Source organism: Rossellomorea pakistanensis (assembly GCF_016908495.1).
Lineage (GTDB): Bacteria > Bacillota > Bacilli > Bacillales > Bacillaceae_B > Rossellomorea > Rossellomorea pakistanensis.
On record NZ_JAFBDZ010000010.1, the window covers coordinates 1 to 15,102 of the forward strand.

At 39.9% G+C, this 15,102-nt stretch carries 29 protein-coding genes and 1 pseudogene; all 30 read right to left on the reverse strand.

Annotated features, from left to right (window positions below; all coding sequences use genetic code 11):
* Nucleotides 1–79 precede the first annotated feature (79 nt).
* Nucleotides 80–808, reverse strand: a pseudogene (locus tag JOC86_RS23715) (DNA-directed RNA polymerase subunit alpha); the annotation flags it as partial.
* A 183-nt stretch (nt 809–991) separates the two neighbouring features.
* Nucleotides 992–1,381 (reverse strand): 30S ribosomal protein S11, encoded by a 390-nt coding sequence (rpsK, locus tag JOC86_RS23720; protein WP_205176024.1) that lies wholly within the window; start codon nt 1,379–1,381, stop codon nt 992–994.
* A 24-nt stretch (nt 1,382–1,405) separates the two neighbouring features.
* Complete coding sequence (rpsM, locus tag JOC86_RS23725) at nt 1,406–1,771, reverse strand: 30S ribosomal protein S13 (RefSeq protein WP_205176026.1); 366 nt, start codon at nt 1,769–1,771, stop codon at nt 1,406–1,408.
* A 24-nt stretch (nt 1,772–1,795) separates the two neighbouring features.
* Nucleotides 1,796–1,909 (reverse strand): 50S ribosomal protein L36, encoded by a 114-nt coding sequence (gene rpmJ / locus JOC86_RS23730; protein ID WP_003156543.1) that lies wholly within the window; start codon nt 1,907–1,909, stop codon nt 1,796–1,798.
* A 38-nt stretch (nt 1,910–1,947) separates the two neighbouring features.
* Nucleotides 1,948–2,166: a translation initiation factor IF-1 gene (gene infA / locus JOC86_RS23735; protein ID WP_003217190.1), complete on the reverse strand. Its 219-nt coding sequence runs from the start codon at nt 2,164–2,166 to the stop codon at nt 1,948–1,950.
* A complete protein-coding gene (locus tag JOC86_RS23740; protein ID WP_205176027.1) occupies nt 2,153–2,479 on the reverse strand; it encodes a KOW domain-containing RNA-binding protein in 327 nt (108 codons plus the stop codon). Before JOC86_RS23740 ends, infA begins: the two co-directional genes overlap by 14 nt.
* Nucleotides 2,480–2,495: 16 nt before the next feature.
* Nucleotides 2,496–3,242, reverse strand: coding sequence for a type I methionyl aminopeptidase (gene map / locus JOC86_RS23745; RefSeq protein WP_205176029.1), 747 nt, complete (start codon nt 3,240–3,242; stop codon nt 2,496–2,498).
* Between the two features lie 2 nt (nt 3,243–3,244).
* Entirely contained in the window at nt 3,245–3,892 is a 648-nt protein-coding gene (locus tag JOC86_RS23750) for an adenylate kinase (protein ID WP_205176031.1), read from the reverse strand.
* 62 nt (nt 3,893–3,954) lie between these two features.
* On the reverse strand, nt 3,955–5,247 hold the full coding sequence (secY, locus tag JOC86_RS23755; RefSeq protein WP_205176033.1) for a preprotein translocase subunit SecY: 1,293 nt from the start codon (nt 5,245–5,247) through the stop codon (nt 3,955–3,957).
* Nucleotides 5,247–5,687, reverse strand: a complete 441-nt coding sequence (gene rplO / locus JOC86_RS23760; RefSeq protein ID WP_205176034.1) for a 50S ribosomal protein L15 — start codon at nt 5,685–5,687, stop codon at nt 5,247–5,249. The genes secY and rplO overlap by 1 nt, the downstream gene beginning before the upstream one ends.
* A gap of 33 nt (nt 5,688–5,720) precedes the next feature.
* Complete coding sequence (gene rpmD, locus JOC86_RS23765; RefSeq protein ID WP_205176036.1) at nt 5,721–5,903, reverse strand: 50S ribosomal protein L30; 183 nt, start codon at nt 5,901–5,903, stop codon at nt 5,721–5,723.
* Nucleotides 5,904–5,915: 12 nt separating this feature from the next.
* On the reverse strand, nt 5,916–6,416 hold the full coding sequence (gene rpsE / locus JOC86_RS23770; RefSeq protein WP_205176038.1) for a 30S ribosomal protein S5: 501 nt from the start codon (nt 6,414–6,416) through the stop codon (nt 5,916–5,918).
* A 20-nt stretch (nt 6,417–6,436) separates the two neighbouring features.
* Nucleotides 6,437–6,799 carry a 50S ribosomal protein L18 gene (rplR, locus tag JOC86_RS23775; protein WP_205176040.1) on the reverse strand — a complete coding sequence of 121 codons (363 nt, stop codon included), beginning with the start codon at nt 6,797–6,799 and terminating at the stop codon, nt 6,437–6,439.
* 32 nt (nt 6,800–6,831) lie between these two features.
* Nucleotides 6,832–7,368, reverse strand: coding sequence for a 50S ribosomal protein L6 (gene rplF / locus JOC86_RS23780; RefSeq protein WP_205176042.1), 537 nt, complete (start codon nt 7,366–7,368; stop codon nt 6,832–6,834).
* 31 nt (nt 7,369–7,399) lie between these two features.
* Complete coding sequence (gene rpsH / locus JOC86_RS23785; RefSeq protein ID WP_205176044.1) at nt 7,400–7,798, reverse strand: 30S ribosomal protein S8; 399 nt, start codon at nt 7,796–7,798, stop codon at nt 7,400–7,402.
* A gap of 30 nt (nt 7,799–7,828) precedes the next feature.
* Nucleotides 7,829–8,014 (reverse strand): type Z 30S ribosomal protein S14, encoded by a 186-nt coding sequence (locus tag JOC86_RS23790; protein ID WP_205176053.1) that lies wholly within the window; start codon nt 8,012–8,014, stop codon nt 7,829–7,831.
* Nucleotides 8,015–8,027: 13 nt separating this feature from the next.
* Nucleotides 8,028–8,567: a 50S ribosomal protein L5 gene (gene rplE, locus JOC86_RS23795; RefSeq protein ID WP_205176055.1), complete on the reverse strand. Its 540-nt coding sequence runs from the start codon at nt 8,565–8,567 to the stop codon at nt 8,028–8,030.
* A gap of 26 nt (nt 8,568–8,593) precedes the next feature.
* Nucleotides 8,594–8,905 carry a 50S ribosomal protein L24 gene (rplX, locus tag JOC86_RS23800; RefSeq protein WP_205176057.1) on the reverse strand — a complete coding sequence of 104 codons (312 nt, stop codon included), beginning with the start codon at nt 8,903–8,905 and terminating at the stop codon, nt 8,594–8,596.
* 38 nt (nt 8,906–8,943) lie between these two features.
* A complete protein-coding gene (rplN, locus tag JOC86_RS23805) occupies nt 8,944–9,312 on the reverse strand; it encodes a 50S ribosomal protein L14 (protein ID WP_205176059.1) in 369 nt (122 codons plus the stop codon).
* Between the two features lie 43 nt (nt 9,313–9,355).
* Nucleotides 9,356–9,619, reverse strand: coding sequence for a 30S ribosomal protein S17 (gene rpsQ / locus JOC86_RS23810; protein ID WP_205176062.1), 264 nt, complete (start codon nt 9,617–9,619; stop codon nt 9,356–9,358).
* 20 nt (nt 9,620–9,639) lie between these two features.
* A complete protein-coding gene (gene rpmC / locus JOC86_RS23815; RefSeq protein WP_205176064.1) occupies nt 9,640–9,843 on the reverse strand; it encodes a 50S ribosomal protein L29 in 204 nt (67 codons plus the stop codon).
* Nucleotides 9,833–10,267 (reverse strand): 50S ribosomal protein L16, encoded by a 435-nt coding sequence (gene rplP, locus JOC86_RS23820; protein ID WP_205176073.1) that lies wholly within the window; start codon nt 10,265–10,267, stop codon nt 9,833–9,835. The genes rpmC and rplP overlap by 11 nt, the downstream gene beginning before the upstream one ends.
* A gap of 2 nt (nt 10,268–10,269) precedes the next feature.
* Nucleotides 10,270–10,926, reverse strand: coding sequence for a 30S ribosomal protein S3 (gene rpsC, locus JOC86_RS23825; RefSeq protein ID WP_205176075.1), 657 nt, complete (start codon nt 10,924–10,926; stop codon nt 10,270–10,272).
* Between the two features lie 3 nt (nt 10,927–10,929).
* A complete protein-coding gene (gene rplV / locus JOC86_RS23830; RefSeq protein WP_205176077.1) occupies nt 10,930–11,271 on the reverse strand; it encodes a 50S ribosomal protein L22 in 342 nt (113 codons plus the stop codon).
* A 19-nt stretch (nt 11,272–11,290) separates the two neighbouring features.
* Nucleotides 11,291–11,569, reverse strand: a complete 279-nt coding sequence (gene rpsS / locus JOC86_RS23835) for a 30S ribosomal protein S19 (RefSeq protein ID WP_205176079.1) — start codon at nt 11,567–11,569, stop codon at nt 11,291–11,293.
* Between the two features lie 60 nt (nt 11,570–11,629).
* Nucleotides 11,630–12,460 (reverse strand): 50S ribosomal protein L2, encoded by an 831-nt coding sequence (gene rplB / locus JOC86_RS23840; protein ID WP_205176081.1) that lies wholly within the window; start codon nt 12,458–12,460, stop codon nt 11,630–11,632.
* 33 nt (nt 12,461–12,493) lie between these two features.
* Nucleotides 12,494–12,778 carry a 50S ribosomal protein L23 gene (rplW, locus tag JOC86_RS23845; RefSeq protein ID WP_205176083.1) on the reverse strand — a complete coding sequence of 95 codons (285 nt, stop codon included), beginning with the start codon at nt 12,776–12,778 and terminating at the stop codon, nt 12,494–12,496.
* The gene (rplD, locus tag JOC86_RS23850) at nt 12,778–13,401 is read right to left on the reverse strand and encodes a 50S ribosomal protein L4 (RefSeq protein WP_205176085.1); all 624 of its coding nucleotides are present in this window, start codon (nt 13,399–13,401) and stop codon (nt 12,778–12,780) included. Before rplD ends, rplW begins: the two co-directional genes overlap by 1 nt.
* A gap of 30 nt (nt 13,402–13,431) precedes the next feature.
* On the reverse strand, nt 13,432–14,058 hold the full coding sequence (gene rplC, locus JOC86_RS23855) for a 50S ribosomal protein L3 (protein WP_205176087.1): 627 nt from the start codon (nt 14,056–14,058) through the stop codon (nt 13,432–13,434).
* Nucleotides 14,059–14,091: 33 nt separating this feature from the next.
* On the reverse strand, nt 14,092–14,400 hold the full coding sequence (gene rpsJ / locus JOC86_RS23860) for a 30S ribosomal protein S10 (RefSeq protein ID WP_007085291.1): 309 nt from the start codon (nt 14,398–14,400) through the stop codon (nt 14,092–14,094).
* Nucleotides 14,401–15,102: the final 702 nt, after the last annotated feature.

Here is a 15,102-nt window from a genome sequence, read left to right on the forward strand (position 1 = left end):
AATCAAAATTAAACCACATATATCAACAAAAAAAAAAAAACACTTAAACAAAACTAATATCTACAAATATAACAAAATTATCTTCTTCTTTTTCTACCATAATTTCTGCATTCTGAGCTTCGTCAGTTAGACCTACGAATATATTTAAATGTTCGTTTAGAATTTTTGCACCTAAAGAAATCGCTTCTTTTGGTCCAATACTTCCATCAGTCCAAACATCAAGAGAAAGTTTATCATAGTTCGTCATTTGACCAACACGAGTATTCTCTACTTGATAGTTAACGCGAGAAACTGGAGTGTAAATAGAGTCGATTGGGATCACGCCAATTGGAAGATCCTCACGCTTATTTTGTACAGCAGGATTGTATCCACGACCGCGTTGTGCAGATAAACGCATACGGAAGTGACTATTTGATGAAAGTGTAGCTAAGTGTAAATCAGGATTTAACACTTCAACATCACTATCATGAGTAATATCAGCTGCTGTTACCACTCCTTCACCCTGCACATCAATTTCAAGCGTTTTTTCCTCATCAGAGTAAATTTTCAACGCTAGCTTTTTGATATTCAAAATGATGGATGTTACATCTTCCACGACGCCTTCAATTGTTGAAAATTCATGCAGTACTCCATCTATTTGAATAGATGTGACAGCGGCACCTGGGAGTGAGGATAATAGGATACTACGTAAGGAGTTAACCAAAGTTTTACCATATCCACGCTCAAGTGGTTCTACGACGAACTTTCCAAACTTGGCATCATCGCTGATCTCAACCGTTTCAATTTTTGGCTTTTCAATTTCGATCATTAATATTTACCCTCCTTCAAAACGTCGAAACCCCGGTAAAATATCTATAAATGATCATTTAACCGAAATTCCTCATGTACGTTCCCGATTGTGCACCAACAACTGGATTAACATTTTCTGAATGAAACGTATCAATATATCATATCCCATTATTGACAAGGATACAAAATTTATACAGAAAAATTAAACACGGCGACGTTTTGGTGGACGGCATCCATTATGAGGAACTGGAGTTACGTCTCTGATTGCAGTAACTTCTAGACCTGCAGCTTGAAGAGCACGGATTGCTGCTTCACGACCTGCACCAGGACCTTTTACAGTTACTTCAAGAGTTTTTAAACTATGTTCCTGAGACGCTTTAGCTGCTGTTTCAGCTGCCATTTGTGCTGCAAATGGAGTAGATTTACGAGAACCTTTGAATCCAAGTGAACCTGCACTTGACCAAGCCACAGCGTTTCCATGAACGTCAGTGATTGTTACGATTGTGTTGTTAAAAGTTGAACGGATATGTGCAATACCTGCTTCAATATTCTTTTTCACACGACGCTTACGAGTGTTAGTTTTGCGTGCCATTTAGAAGGAACCTCCTTTACTTAATTATTTTTTCTTGTTCGCTACAGTCTTACGAGGACCTTTGCGTGTACGAGCATTGTTTTTTGTATGTTGTCCGCGAACCGGTAAACCACGACGGTGACGAAGACCGCGGTAAGAACCGATTTCCATTAGACGTTTGATGTTAAGAGAAACTTCACGACGAAGATCCCCCTCAACTTTCAATTTGTCAACGATATCACGGATTTTTCCTAATTCGTCATCAGTAAGATCACGAACGCGAGTATCTTCAGAAACACCAGCTTCTGCTAGAATTTTTTCTGCAGTTGTTTTACCAATACCGAAAATATAAGTTAGTGAAATGACAATACGTTTGTCACGTGGAATGTCTACACCAGCAATACGTGCCATAGTAATAGCGCACCTCCTTTAAGATTAGCCTTGTTTTTGTTTGTGTTTAGGGTTTTCACAGATAACCATTACTTTACCTTTTCTGCGGATGACTTTGCATTTCTCACAGATTGGCTTTACAGATGGTCTGACTTTCATCTTATTCTAACCTCCTTGATAGTACGGAGTGCAAAAGATTATTTATAACGATAAGTAATTCTTCCACGAGTTAAGTCATAAGGAGACAGCTCAACTGTCACTTTATCTCCAGGTAAAATGCGGATAAAGTGCATGCGGATCTTTCCAGATACGTGAGCAAGTACCGTATGACCATTTTCTAATTCTACCTTGAACATTGCGTTAGGTAAAGTCTCAGCAACTGTACCTTCCACTTCAATTACATCATCTTTCGCCATCGAATTCGTCTCCCTTCTTAACATCTTCTAAGACCTCATTCACAAACTTTGTAAGAGCATATCGCAACTTTCCATTTGTGACGCGCCCGGTCTCTAGTATACTGCTCTGAACTTCCGGAGAGATATAATCGTAAAACGTAAGGTGGGAGATGTTTTTTTTCTTAGGACGATCAAACTTTCGTTTCTCACCATCCGCAATCAAAACAAAGCGTTCATTAATCTGTTGAATAATAACAGCATGTTGGCTTGTGTCTCTTCCCTTATTAATTTTCACGATTTGACCTATTCTCGGAGTCGATTCGGACTCGATCAATTCAGATCACCTTCACTTAGGCTTTCGTTAATATCTCGTAACCTTCTTCTGTAATGGCAATGGTATGTTCGAAATGCGCACACATTTTACCATCTACTGTAACAACTGTCCAGTTATCCGATAATGTCTTTACATAGCGATTACCCGCATTCACCATTGGTTCAATAGCAAGTATCATGCCAGGCTTTAAGCGTGGACCTTTACCCGGTGGCCCGTAATGAGGAATTTGTGGATCCTCATGTAAGTCTTGACCAACACCGTGTCCAACATACTCGCGAACAATGGAAAATCCATTAGCTTCTACAAAGGTTTGTATAGCATGAGAGATGTTCGATAGACGTTCGCCTGGTTTTGCTTCTTTTAAGCCGATATATAAAGAATCTTCTGTTACATCTAATAGCTTTTGAGTTTCATCATCTATTGTGCCAACAGGATATGTCCAAGCAGAGTCACCATGGTAACCATTATATTTTGCACCTATGTCGATACTAATAATGTCGCCTTCTTTTAGACTGCGATCTCCCGGAATTCCATGTACAAGTTCGTTATTAACGGAAGCACAGATACTGCCACGAAACCCATTATAACCTTTAAATGAAGGAATTGCATCAGATGCCCGAATAAAATTCTCGGCAATTGCATCCAATTCTTTCGTTGTTATTCCTGGGGTAATGTGCTTTTGCAATTCCTTGTGAGTTAAAGCGACTATCTTACCTGCCGTACGCATAATATCAATCTCACGAGGGGTTTTACAAATGATCATTATTAATTGCCCCCAAGTAATTCATCAATGTCAGCAAACACTTGTTTGATGTCCTGCTGCCCATTTATATTTCTTAAATACCCTTTTTCTTCATAGAAGGAGAGTAGGGGTTGTGTTTGTTTAATGTTTACATCAAGACGGTTTTGAACCGTTTCTTCATTATCATCTGCACGTTGATATAATTCTCCGCCACAGCGGTCGCAAACACCAGATTCAGATGGTGGATTGAACACTAGATGATAGGTTGCGCCACAATTTTTGCAAATTCGACGTCCTGTAAGGCGTTCCATTAAAATACCTTTATCTACATCAATGTTAATCACATAATCTATTTTTTTACCAAGATCGGATAACATGTTTTCAAGAGCGTCAGCTTGTGCTACCGTTCTTGGAAACCCATCAAGCAAGAAGCCTTTATGACAATCTTCCTTGCTAAGACGTTCACGAACAATACCAATTGTAACCTTGTCAGGGACAAGCTCACCTTTATCCATAAAAGACTTAGCTTCCAATCCTAGTTCCGTACCTTCTTTGATAGCCGCACGGAACATATCTCCCGTTGAGATATGAGGGATTCCGTATTTTTCAACGATCTTTTCGGCTTGAGTTCCTTTTCCTGCACCTGGTAAGCCCATTAGCACAATGTTCACTCGTATTTCCCCCTCAGTCTCTTTTATGGTTTCAGGAACAATAATTGTTCCTAAAACCTTTTTTATTTAATGAAACCTTTGTAATGACGTTTAACTAACTGAGCTTCCAATTGTTTCATGGTTTCAAGAGCAACACCTACTACGATGAGCAAGCTCGTTCCTCCAATTTGCGCTGATTGTGGTAACCCGGCAAATTTAATGAAGAAAATTGGAAGGATGGAGATAGCAGCTAAGAAAATCGCACCTACAAAAGTTAGGCGGTATAGCACACGAGTCAAGTATTCTTGAGTGTTTTTCCCCGGACGAATACCTGGAATGTAACCACCCTGCTTTTTCAAGTTCTCAGACATTTGTTCTGGATTAACTTGGATAAAAGCATAGAAATAAGTAAATGCAATAATCAAAGCTACATAAATAGCCATACCAATCGGCTCAGTATAATCAAAGATATACTGAATCGTACTTGTTATGTCATTGGTTCCGAAGAACGTAGCAATGGTTTGCGGTGTAATAATGAAGGATATCGCGAAGATAACCGGGATTACACCAGCCGCATTTACTTTTAAAGGTAAGTGTGTAGATTGACCACCCACTGGATTGTTACCCGTTGAACGCTTAGCATATTGAATTGGAATTTTACGTAGTGCTTGTTGAATAAACACAGTACCAACCACAATAGCAATTACCGCTAATACAATTAATGCTAACACAACGATACGAAGGAATAACTGTTCTCCAGCTCCCTCAATCTGCTGAGCATAAATTTGGTTCACAGTGTTTGGAATAGCAGCAACAATTCCAGCGAAGATTAGAATGGAAATACCATTCCCTACACCCTTTGATGTGATTTGCTCTCCTAACCACATAAGGAAAGCAGTACCTGCTGTTAGCACTACAGCAATTAACAGGTAAGAAGTTACACTAGAGTCTTTGATTAAAACTCCACCATACATTTGGTTAAATCCATAGGACATACCTAATGCCTGGATGAAGCCAAGGATTATCGTGAAATAGCGGGTAAATTGAGCTAATTTACGTCTCCCTACTTCACCTTGCTTTGACCACTCTGTAAACTTTGGGACTACATCCATTTGAAGTAGTTGAACAATGATAGAAGCCGTAATATATGGCATGATTCCCATTGCCAGAATAGAGAAGTTAATCAAAGCACCGCCTCCGAATGTATTAAGGAAACCGATTAGACCTGCTTGATCCTGTGCTTTAAGGACTTCAGAGTCCACACCAGGAACCGGAATAAAAGTTCCAATTCGGAAAACGATTAACATTAATAGGGTGAAGATAATCTTTCTTCTTATATCACCCACGCGCATAAAATTGGAGATTGTCTGAAACATTAAATCACCTCAGTTTTACCGCCAGCAGCATCAATAGCTTCTTTGGCAGAAGATGAGAATTTGTGTGCTTTTACAGTTAGCTTCTTCTCGATATTACCTTTACCAAGAATTTTAATACCAGCTTTTTCACTGCTTACTACACCAGTTTCAATAAGAAGTTCTGGAGTTACTTCTGTTCCATCTTCGAAGCGATTTAATGCATCTAAATTTACGATTGCATATTCTTTACGATTGATGTTAGTGAAACCACGTTTAGGTAGACGTTGGAATAAAGGGGTTTGACCACCCTCAAAACCAAGACGTACTCCGCCGCCAGAACGTGCGTTTTGACCTTTATGACCTTTTCCAGCAGTTTTACCATTACCAGAACCGATCCCACGGCCTACACGATTACGCTTTTTGCGTGAACCTTCAGCAGGTTTTAACTCATGTAATTTCATGTCGGGCACCTCCTTGTTAAAAAAAGTATCTTATTAAACTTCTTTAACCGTTACTAAGTGAGCAACCTTATTAATCATGCCACGAATAGCAGGATTATCTTGCTGTTCAACTGTTTGATGAAGTTTACGTAAACCAAGAGCTTTAACTGTTTCGCGTTGGTTTTCTGGACGACCAATCACACTGCGAGTGAGGGTAATTTCTAGTTTGTTCGCCATTGTTATCCCTCCTTATCCTAACAGTTCTTCTACTGATTTTCCACGTAATTTAGCTACGTCTTCAGCGCGTTTTAATTGTTTTAGTCCTTCGATTGTTGCACGTACCATGTTAATTGGAGTGTTAGATCCTAGAGATTTTGAAAGGATATCTGATACACCAGCTAACTCAAGTACCGCACGAACAGGTCCACCTGCGATAACACCTGTACCGGCAGATGCAGGTTTAATAAGAATTTCTCCAGCACCAAATCGTCCGATAATTTCGTGAGGAGTTGTTCCACCTACCATTGGTACTTCAACTAAATTTTTCTTAGCATCTTCAATCGCTTTGCGAATTGCATCAGGTACCTCTTGAGCTTTACCAGTACCGAAACCAACGTGACCATTCTTGTCTCCTACTACTACAAGAGCAGCAAAACGGAAACGACGTCCACCTTTAACAACTTTCGCAACACGATTGACTGTAACTACGCGTTCTTCAAGTTCAAGTTTATTTGGATCAATACGACGCATGTAATTGTCCCTCCTTTTTATTAAAATTCTAAGCCGTTCTCACGAGCTGCTTCAGCTAATGCTTTAACACGACCATGATATAGGTAACCACCGCGGTCGAATACTACAGATTTTAACCCTTTTTCCACTGCACGTTTTGCTACTAATTCTCCAACTTTAACAGCAGCATCTACGTTACCAGTTGATTCAAGTCCTGCTTCCTTATCAACAGAAGAAGCACTTACGATTGTTACACCATTTACGTCATCGATAAGTTGAGCATAAATGTTTTTATTTGAACGGTATACGTTTAGACGTGGACGCGCTTCCGTTCCAGTAATCTTAGAACGTACACGAGCATGTCTTTTCTTACGTACCTTATTTTTATCTGGCTTAGTGATCATTGAGGTCACTCCTTTCCTCTACCTATGCGGCATTATTTACCAGTTTTACCTTCTTTACGGCGCACATATTCGCCTTCGTAACGAATACCTTTACCTTTGTAAGGCTCTGGGGAACGAACAGCACGAATGTTAGCTGCAGTTGCACCAACGCGTTCTTTATCGATACCCTTTACAGAAACTTTTGTATTAGCAGGAACATCGATTTCGATTCCTTCTTCAGGTTCAATCTCAACTGGGTGAGAGTAACCAACGTTAAGAACAAGTTTCTTGCCTTGTTTTTGAGCACGATAACCTACACCGATAAGCTCTAAATTTCTTTCAAATCCTTTAGAAACACCTTCAACCATGTTAGCAATTAGGGCACGAGTTGTACCGTGTAATGCACGATGATCTTTAGCATCTGAAGGACGAGTGATATTTACAATGTTCTCTTCCAATTCTACCTTAATATCCGGATTGAATGTACGAGATAATTCACCTTTAGGACCTTTAACTGTTACTTTGCTTCCTTCAATCGTAACTGTTACGCCTGCTGGAACCTCGATAGGTTTTTTACCTACACGTGACATATTGTTGCACCTCCATTCATTTCAAAAAATATTACCAAACGTACGCTAGTACTTCTCCACCAACTTGTTTCGCACGAGCTTCTTTATCAGTTATAACTCCTTGAGAAGTAGAAACAAGAGCAACACCAAGTCCGTTAAGTACTTTAGGTACCTCGTTAGCTTTAGCATATACGCGTAGTCCTGGTTTACTGATACGTTTTACACCAGTGATAACACGTTCGTTATTAGAACCGTACTTTAAGAAAATGCGGATAACACCTTGTTTGCTATCTTCAACAAATTCTACGTCACGTACGAAACCTTCACGTTTAAGAATTTCAGCGATTTCTTTTTTGATGTTAGAAGCAGGTACTTCTAACTTCTCGTGACGTACCATATTCGCATTACGAATACGAGTTAGCAAATCTGCGATTGGATCTGTCATTGTCATAATATTTTACCTCCTTCCCAAAATAGGGTATTACCAACTAGCTTTTTTGACGCCAGGAATTTGACCCTTATATGCGAGTTCACGGAAACAAATACGGCAAAGCTTAAATTTGCGGATTACTGAATGTGGACGTCCACAACGTTCACAACGTGTATACGCTTGAACTTGATGCTTTGGCGCGCGTTTTTGTTTCGCAATCATTGATTTTTTAGCCACATTTTCGCCTCCCTTACTTTTGGAATGGCATTCCGATTTGTGTCATTAATTCACGAGCTTCTTCATCAGAGTTAGCAGTAGTAACGATAACAATATCCATACCACGTACTTTTGAAACTTTATCGTAGTCAATCTCTGGGAAGATTAATTGTTCTTTAATTCCAAGCGTGTAGTTTCCACGACCGTCAAATGCTTTTTTAGAAACACCACGGAAGTCACGTACACGTGGAAGAGATACAGAAATTAATTTATCTAAGAATTCGTACATGCGTTCACCGCGAAGTGTAACTTTTGCACCGATAGGCATACCTTCACGTAAACGGAATCCTGCGATAGATTTTTTCGCTTTTGTTACAACTGGTTTTTGACCAGTGATTAATGCTAATTCTTCAACAGCAACATCTAATGCTTTTGCGTTTTGAACAGCATCACCAATACCCATGTTCACAACAATTTTGTCGATTTTAGGTACTTGCATTACTGATTTATAATCGAACTTGCTCATAAGAGCAGGCGTAATTTCACTATTGAACTTTTCTTTTAGGCGGTTCATGTAGAGTACCTCCCTTCTATTGAGAACTATTTATCTAAAACTTCACCTGATTTAATTGCTACACGTACATTCTTGCCATCAACCGTCTTAGATCCTACACGAGTTGGCTCGTTAGACTTCGGATCAAGTGGCATTACATTTGATACATGAATAGGTGCCTCTTGGCTGATGATGCCGCCTTGCGGATTAACTTGAGAAGGTTTTGAGTGTTTTTTAACAACGTTCACACCTTCAACAAGCACACGGTCTTTTTTAGGGAATGCTGCAAGTACTACACCCGTTTTTCCCTTGTCTTTTCCCGTGATGACCATTACTTTATCGCCTTTTTTTACATGCATTTTGTCGCACCTCCTTGAATGGCCAATTCAGTAATCTATTAAAGAACTTCTGGAGCTAAAGATACAATTTTCATAAAGTTGCTGTCACGTAGTTCACGTGCAACAGGTCCGAAGATACGAGTTCCACGTGGACCTTTGTCATCCTTGATAATTACACAAGCATTCTCATCGAATTTGATGTATGAACCATCATTACGACGAACACCACTCTTAGTACGAACAACAACCGCTTTTACAACGTCACCTTTTTTAACAACGCCGCCTGGTGTTGCTTGTTTTACTGTGCACACGATAACATCACCGATGTTAGCCGTCTTACGACCAGAACCGCCAAGTACTTTAATTGTAAGAACTTCACGAGCACCAGAGTTATCAGCAACTTTTAAACGTGATTCTTGTTGAATCATGTAGGTAACCTCCTTTCGGAATAAACATCAATCCGAACATATATTAGATAATTACTGCTTTTTCAATTACTTCAACTAAACGGAAACGTTTTGTAGCTGAAAGTGGACGAGTTTCCATGATACGCACGATATCGCCAATTTTAGCTTCGTTTTGCTCATCATGAGCTTTGAACTTTTTAGAGTACTTTACGCGTTTGCCGTATAGTGAGTGCTTTTTGTAAGTTTCAACCATTACAGTGACTGTTTTATCCATTTTGTCGGAAACAACACGCCCAGTGTAAACCTTACGTTGATTGCGTTCACTCATTGAAGCAAACCTCCTCTCAATTATCGATTATTTACGCCGATCTCTCTTTCACGAATTACAGTTTTCATACGAGCGATCGCTTTACGAACTTCACGGATGCGAGCAGTGTTTTCAAGTTGACCCGTCGCAAGTTGGAATCGTAGGTTGAATAACTCTTCTTTAAGAGATTTTACTTTTTGTTCTATTTCGGCAGTGGTTAAGTCACGAATTTCATTAGTTTTCATTTGATTCACCACCAATTTCTTCTCGTTTTACAAACTTACACTTTACAGGAAGTTTGTGTGCTGCAAGACGAAGAGCTTCACGAGCTACTTCTTCTGAAACACCAGCAATTTCAAACATGATTTTACCAGGTTTTACAACTGCTACCCATCCTTCTGGAGCACCTTTACCGGATCCCATACGTACTTCAAGTGGTTTAGCAGTATAAGGCTTGTGAGGGAAAATTTTAATCCAAACTTTACCGCCACGTTTCATGTAACGAGTCATTGCAATACGAGCCGCTTCGATTTGACGGTTTGTAATCCAAGAAGCTTCAGTAGCTTGTAAACCATATTCACCGAATGCTACTTCAGCACCGCCTTTAGTGCGACCACGCATTTTACCACGATGTTCGCGACGATATTTAACGCGTTTAGGTAATAACATAATTATTTTCCTCCTTCCTCAGATTTCTTCTTTGCAGGAAGGACCTCTCCACGATAGATCCACACTTTCACACCTAGTTTACCGTAAGTAGTATCTGCTTCAGCATGAGCATAGTCAATGTCAGCGCGAAGTGTATGAAGTGGAACAGTTCCTTCGCTGTAGTGTTCAGCACGAGCGATATCTGCACCGCCTAGACGACCAGAAACTTGAGTTTTGATCCCTTTAGCTCCTCCACGCATTGCACGTTGAATCGCTTGTTTCTGAGCACGACGGAAAGATACACGGTTTTCTAATTGGCGAGCAATGTTTTCAGCGACTAATTTTGAATCTAAGTCAGCTTTTTTAATTTCAACGATATTGATGTGTACGCGTTTACCAGTTAGGTCGTTTAACGCTTTACGTAACGCCTCAACTTCTGTACCACCTTTACCGATAACCATACCAGGTTTTGCTGTATGAACTGTAATATTGATGCGGTTAGCTGCACGTTCAATTTCTACTTTAGAAACAGATGCATCCACTAAACGTTTTGCAATATATTCACGTACTTTAAGGTCTTCGTGTAGAAGATTCGCATAATCTTTATCAGCGTACCATTTTGATTCCCAATCACGAATTACTCCAACACGCAGTCCGACTGGATGTACTTTTTGACCCACGAATTATCCCTCCTTCTTTTCTGATACCACTACTGTGATGTGGCTTGTGCGTTTTAAAATTTGGCTTGCGCGTCCCATCGCACGAGGACGGAAGCGTTTCAATGTTGGCCCTTCATTAACATAAGCCTCTGTAATAACAAGATTGTTAACGTCCATATCATAGTTATGCTCTGCGTTCGCTACAGCAGATTTTAATACTTTCTCAATCACTGGAGAAGCAGCTTTTGGAGTGTGCTTCAAAATAGCTACCGCTTCGCCTACTTGCTTACCTCGGATTAGATCTACAACTAAACGTACCTTACGAGGAGCAACACGAACTGTTCTAGCAACAGCTTTAGCTTGCATTAGGATAACCTCCTCTCAATTAGCGTCTTGATTTCTTATCATCACTAGCATGACCTTTGTAAGTACGTGTTGGTGCGAATTCACCAAGTTTATGACCTACCATGTCTTCAGTGACGTATACTGGCACATGTTTACGTCCATCGTAAACAGCGATTGTGTGACCGATGAATGCTGGGAAGATCGTTGAACGGCGAGACCAAGTTTTAATTACTTGTTTTCCCTCTGTTTCGTTCAGTTTCTCGATCTTTTCAATTAAATGATCATCAACAAAAGGTCCTTTTTTTAAGCTACGACCCATGTTTGAACCTCCCTTCGCGATTGCTCTACGGCTCTACATTTGAACCGTAGTACAACCCCGTTATTTTTTGCGACGACGCACAATAAATTTATCTGACTTATTGTTTTTCTTACGAGTTTTGTAACCAAGAGTTGGTTTACCCCATGGCGACATTGGTGATTTACGTCCAATTGGAGCGCGTCCTTCACCACCACCGTGTGGGTGATCGTTAGGGTTCATTACAGATCCACGTACAGTTGGGCGCTTACCTAACCAACGAGAACGACCTGCTTTACCAATGTTGATAAGTTCATGTTGTTCATTACCAACTTGACCTACTGTAGCACGGCAAGTTGCAAGAATCATACGAACTTCACCAGAATTTAAACGTACAAGTACATATTTACCTTCTTTACCAAGTACTTGTGCAGAAGTACCAGCTGAACGTACTAATTGACCACCTTTTCCAGGTTTAAGTTCAATATTGTGAACAACCGTACCAACTGGGATGTTGATAAGTGGTAATGCATTACCTACTTTAATATCTGCTTCAGGACCAGACATTACTTCCATACCTACTTCAAGTGACTTAGGTGCCAGGATGTAACGCTTTTCTCCATCCACGTAGTTAATTAGTGCAATATTTGCTGAGCGGTTTGGATCGTATTCGATCGTAGCAACGCGTCCTGGTATACCATCTTTTTCACGTTTGAAATCGATGATACGGTATTGACGCTTATGACCGCCACCTTGATGACGAACTGTTAACTTACCTTGGTTGTTACGGCCACCTTTTTTGTGTAAAGGCGCTAGTAATGACTTTTCTGGTTTGTCAGTTGTAATCTCCGCAAAGTCAGATGTAGTCATACCGCGACGACCATTAGAGGTAGGTTTATACTTTTTAATCGCCATATCTTTTCCCTCCTCTTCTAAATGCTTACTTTATTATACTTCAAAGAATTCGATTTCTTTGCTTTCAGTTGTAAGAGTAACTACCGCTTTACGACGTTTGTTGGTATAACCAGCATGACGTCCCATGCGCTTGAATTTACCTTTGTAATTCATGATGTTTACTTTTGCAACGTTTACGCCAAAGATTTCTTCAACTGCATCTTTAACTTGAGTTTTGTTCGCTCTAGTATCAACTTCAAAAGTATACTTTTTGTCAGCCATAAGATCAGTCGAACGTTCTGTGATAACGGGGCGCTTAATGATTTCGCGTGCATCCATTATGCAAGCACCTCCTCTACTTTTTCAACTGCTGCTTTAGTCATGACTAGCTTATCATGTCCAACAACATCAAGTACGCTAATTCCGTTTGCAGTTACAACAGTAACTCCAGGGATATTGCGAGCAGAAAGAGCTACGTTCTCGTCAAGACCATCTGTAACAACTAATGTTTTAGAGTTAACAGAAAGACCTTTTAATACATTAGCAAATTCCTTTGTTTTTGGAGCATCAAAAGCAAGTGCTTCTAATACTAAAATGTTTTCTTCTGCTACTTTAGTAGAAAGTGCAGATTTAATAGCTAAACGGCGTACTTTCTTTGGAAGTTTGTAGCTGTAGCTACGTGGAACCGGTCCAAATACAGTACCACCTCCGCGCCATTGTGGGGAACGAATTGACCCTTGACGAGCACGTCCTGTTCCTTTTTGACGCCACGGTTTACGACCACCGCCGGCTACTTCAGAACGGTTTTTTACTTTGTGAGTTCCTTGACGTAAGGAAGCTCTTTGCATTAGAACTGCTTCAAACAAAACTTGTTTGTTTGGTTCAACACCAAAGATTGAATCGTTAAGTTCGATATCACCAACTTTAGATCCGCTTTGATTAAATAAAGCTACTTTTGGCATTCCTTTTTCCTCCTTTCCTATAAGTCTCTATTATGCTTTAATCGCACTTTTGACTTTGATTAATGCTTTTTTAGGTCCAGGAACATTTCCTTTCACTAATAGAAGGTTGCGTTCAGCATCCACTTTTACGATCTCAAGGTTTTGGATCGTGATTTGTTCTCCACCCATACGTCCTGGTAGTAATTTACCTTTGAATACGCGGTTTGGATCAACAGGTCCCATTGAACCAGGGCGACGGTGGTAACGAGAACCGTGAGACATAGGTCCGCGGGATTGATTATGACGCTTGATCGCACCTTGGAAACCTTTCCCCTTAGATACTCCAGTTACATCTACAATATCGCCTTCTGCGAAAATATTAACTTTGACTTCTTGACCAACTTCGTACTCTTCCACGTTTATTCCGCGAATTTCACGGATGAAGCGCTTAGGAGCAGTTTCTGCTTTAGCAACATGGCCTTTTTCAGGTTTGTTTGAAAGCTTTTCGCGTTTGTCTTCGAATCCAACTTGGATTGCTTCATATCCATCAACATCAGTTGATTTCTTTTGAAGGACAATGTTTCCAGTAGCTTCAATTACTGTTACAGGGATAAGATCACCGTTTTCAGCAAAAACTTGAGTCATACCGATCTTTCTTCCTAAGATTCCTTTGGTCATGAGTCACACCTCCTAAAATATGTTTGTATAAGATTAAAGTTTGATTTCAATATCTACACCAGATGGTAAGTCTAAACGCATAAGCGCATCAACTGTTTGTGGTGTTGGGTTCACAATATCGATTAAGCGTTTATGTGTACGCATTTCGAATTGTTCACGAGAATCTTTGTATTTGTGTACAGCACGTAGGATTGTATAAACAGATTTTTCTGTTGGAAGTGGGATCGGTCCAGAAACCGCCGCACCAGAACGTTTTGCTGTTTCAACAATTTTCTCTGCTGATTGATCAAGGATTCTGTGATCATACGCTTTTAAACGGATACGAATTTTTTGTTTTGCCATTATTTTCCCTCCTTTATCGCCTATTTGAAATAGACATTCTCCATGGAAATTTCCCACGCACTCGCCATGGCAAAGCGGCCGGGTGTGTCAGCAACCTTCCATTTCATCGCAGTCAAAGACCAACATTGTCTATTATATCTAAAACACAAAGCGGATGCAAGATTTATTGCGGAAAATCTTTGTGTTTTGCACACTTTTTCTATTATACAAACCTAATAGACTCTTTTCAAGTGTGAATACTATTTTCGGAATATTTCTCAAGCCGTAAATACGATATAGAGAATCATTTTATAGGATGAGAAAAATGGATGGGAACAAAAATGGGAATCATGAATATCCAGAATCACTTGTTGGATTCCCCTCTCCAAGAGCACCAGAAGAAATTGTTCGAGGTAATGGGGGAAATGTTTAATTCGTCATTCAACAGTGTTAGGGAAAAAAGTTTGTCCACTTTCGTTAATCATTTGCCTGATACAGTATTATTTGTTCAGAATCAAAATAAATTGACCAGTCGACAAAATTAGGCATTTTCCGCACACCTGTTGCCAAACCCTTCCTTATACCATTTATGTACCCCATCAAGGTCACTCATTACATGGGACAAGCTGGGAATGATAGGGAACAAAGTAGTGAGCCTGCACCACATTAAACACATTCATTTCTAAGTATCAACATACATGTATTTTATATTTCTATACGAAA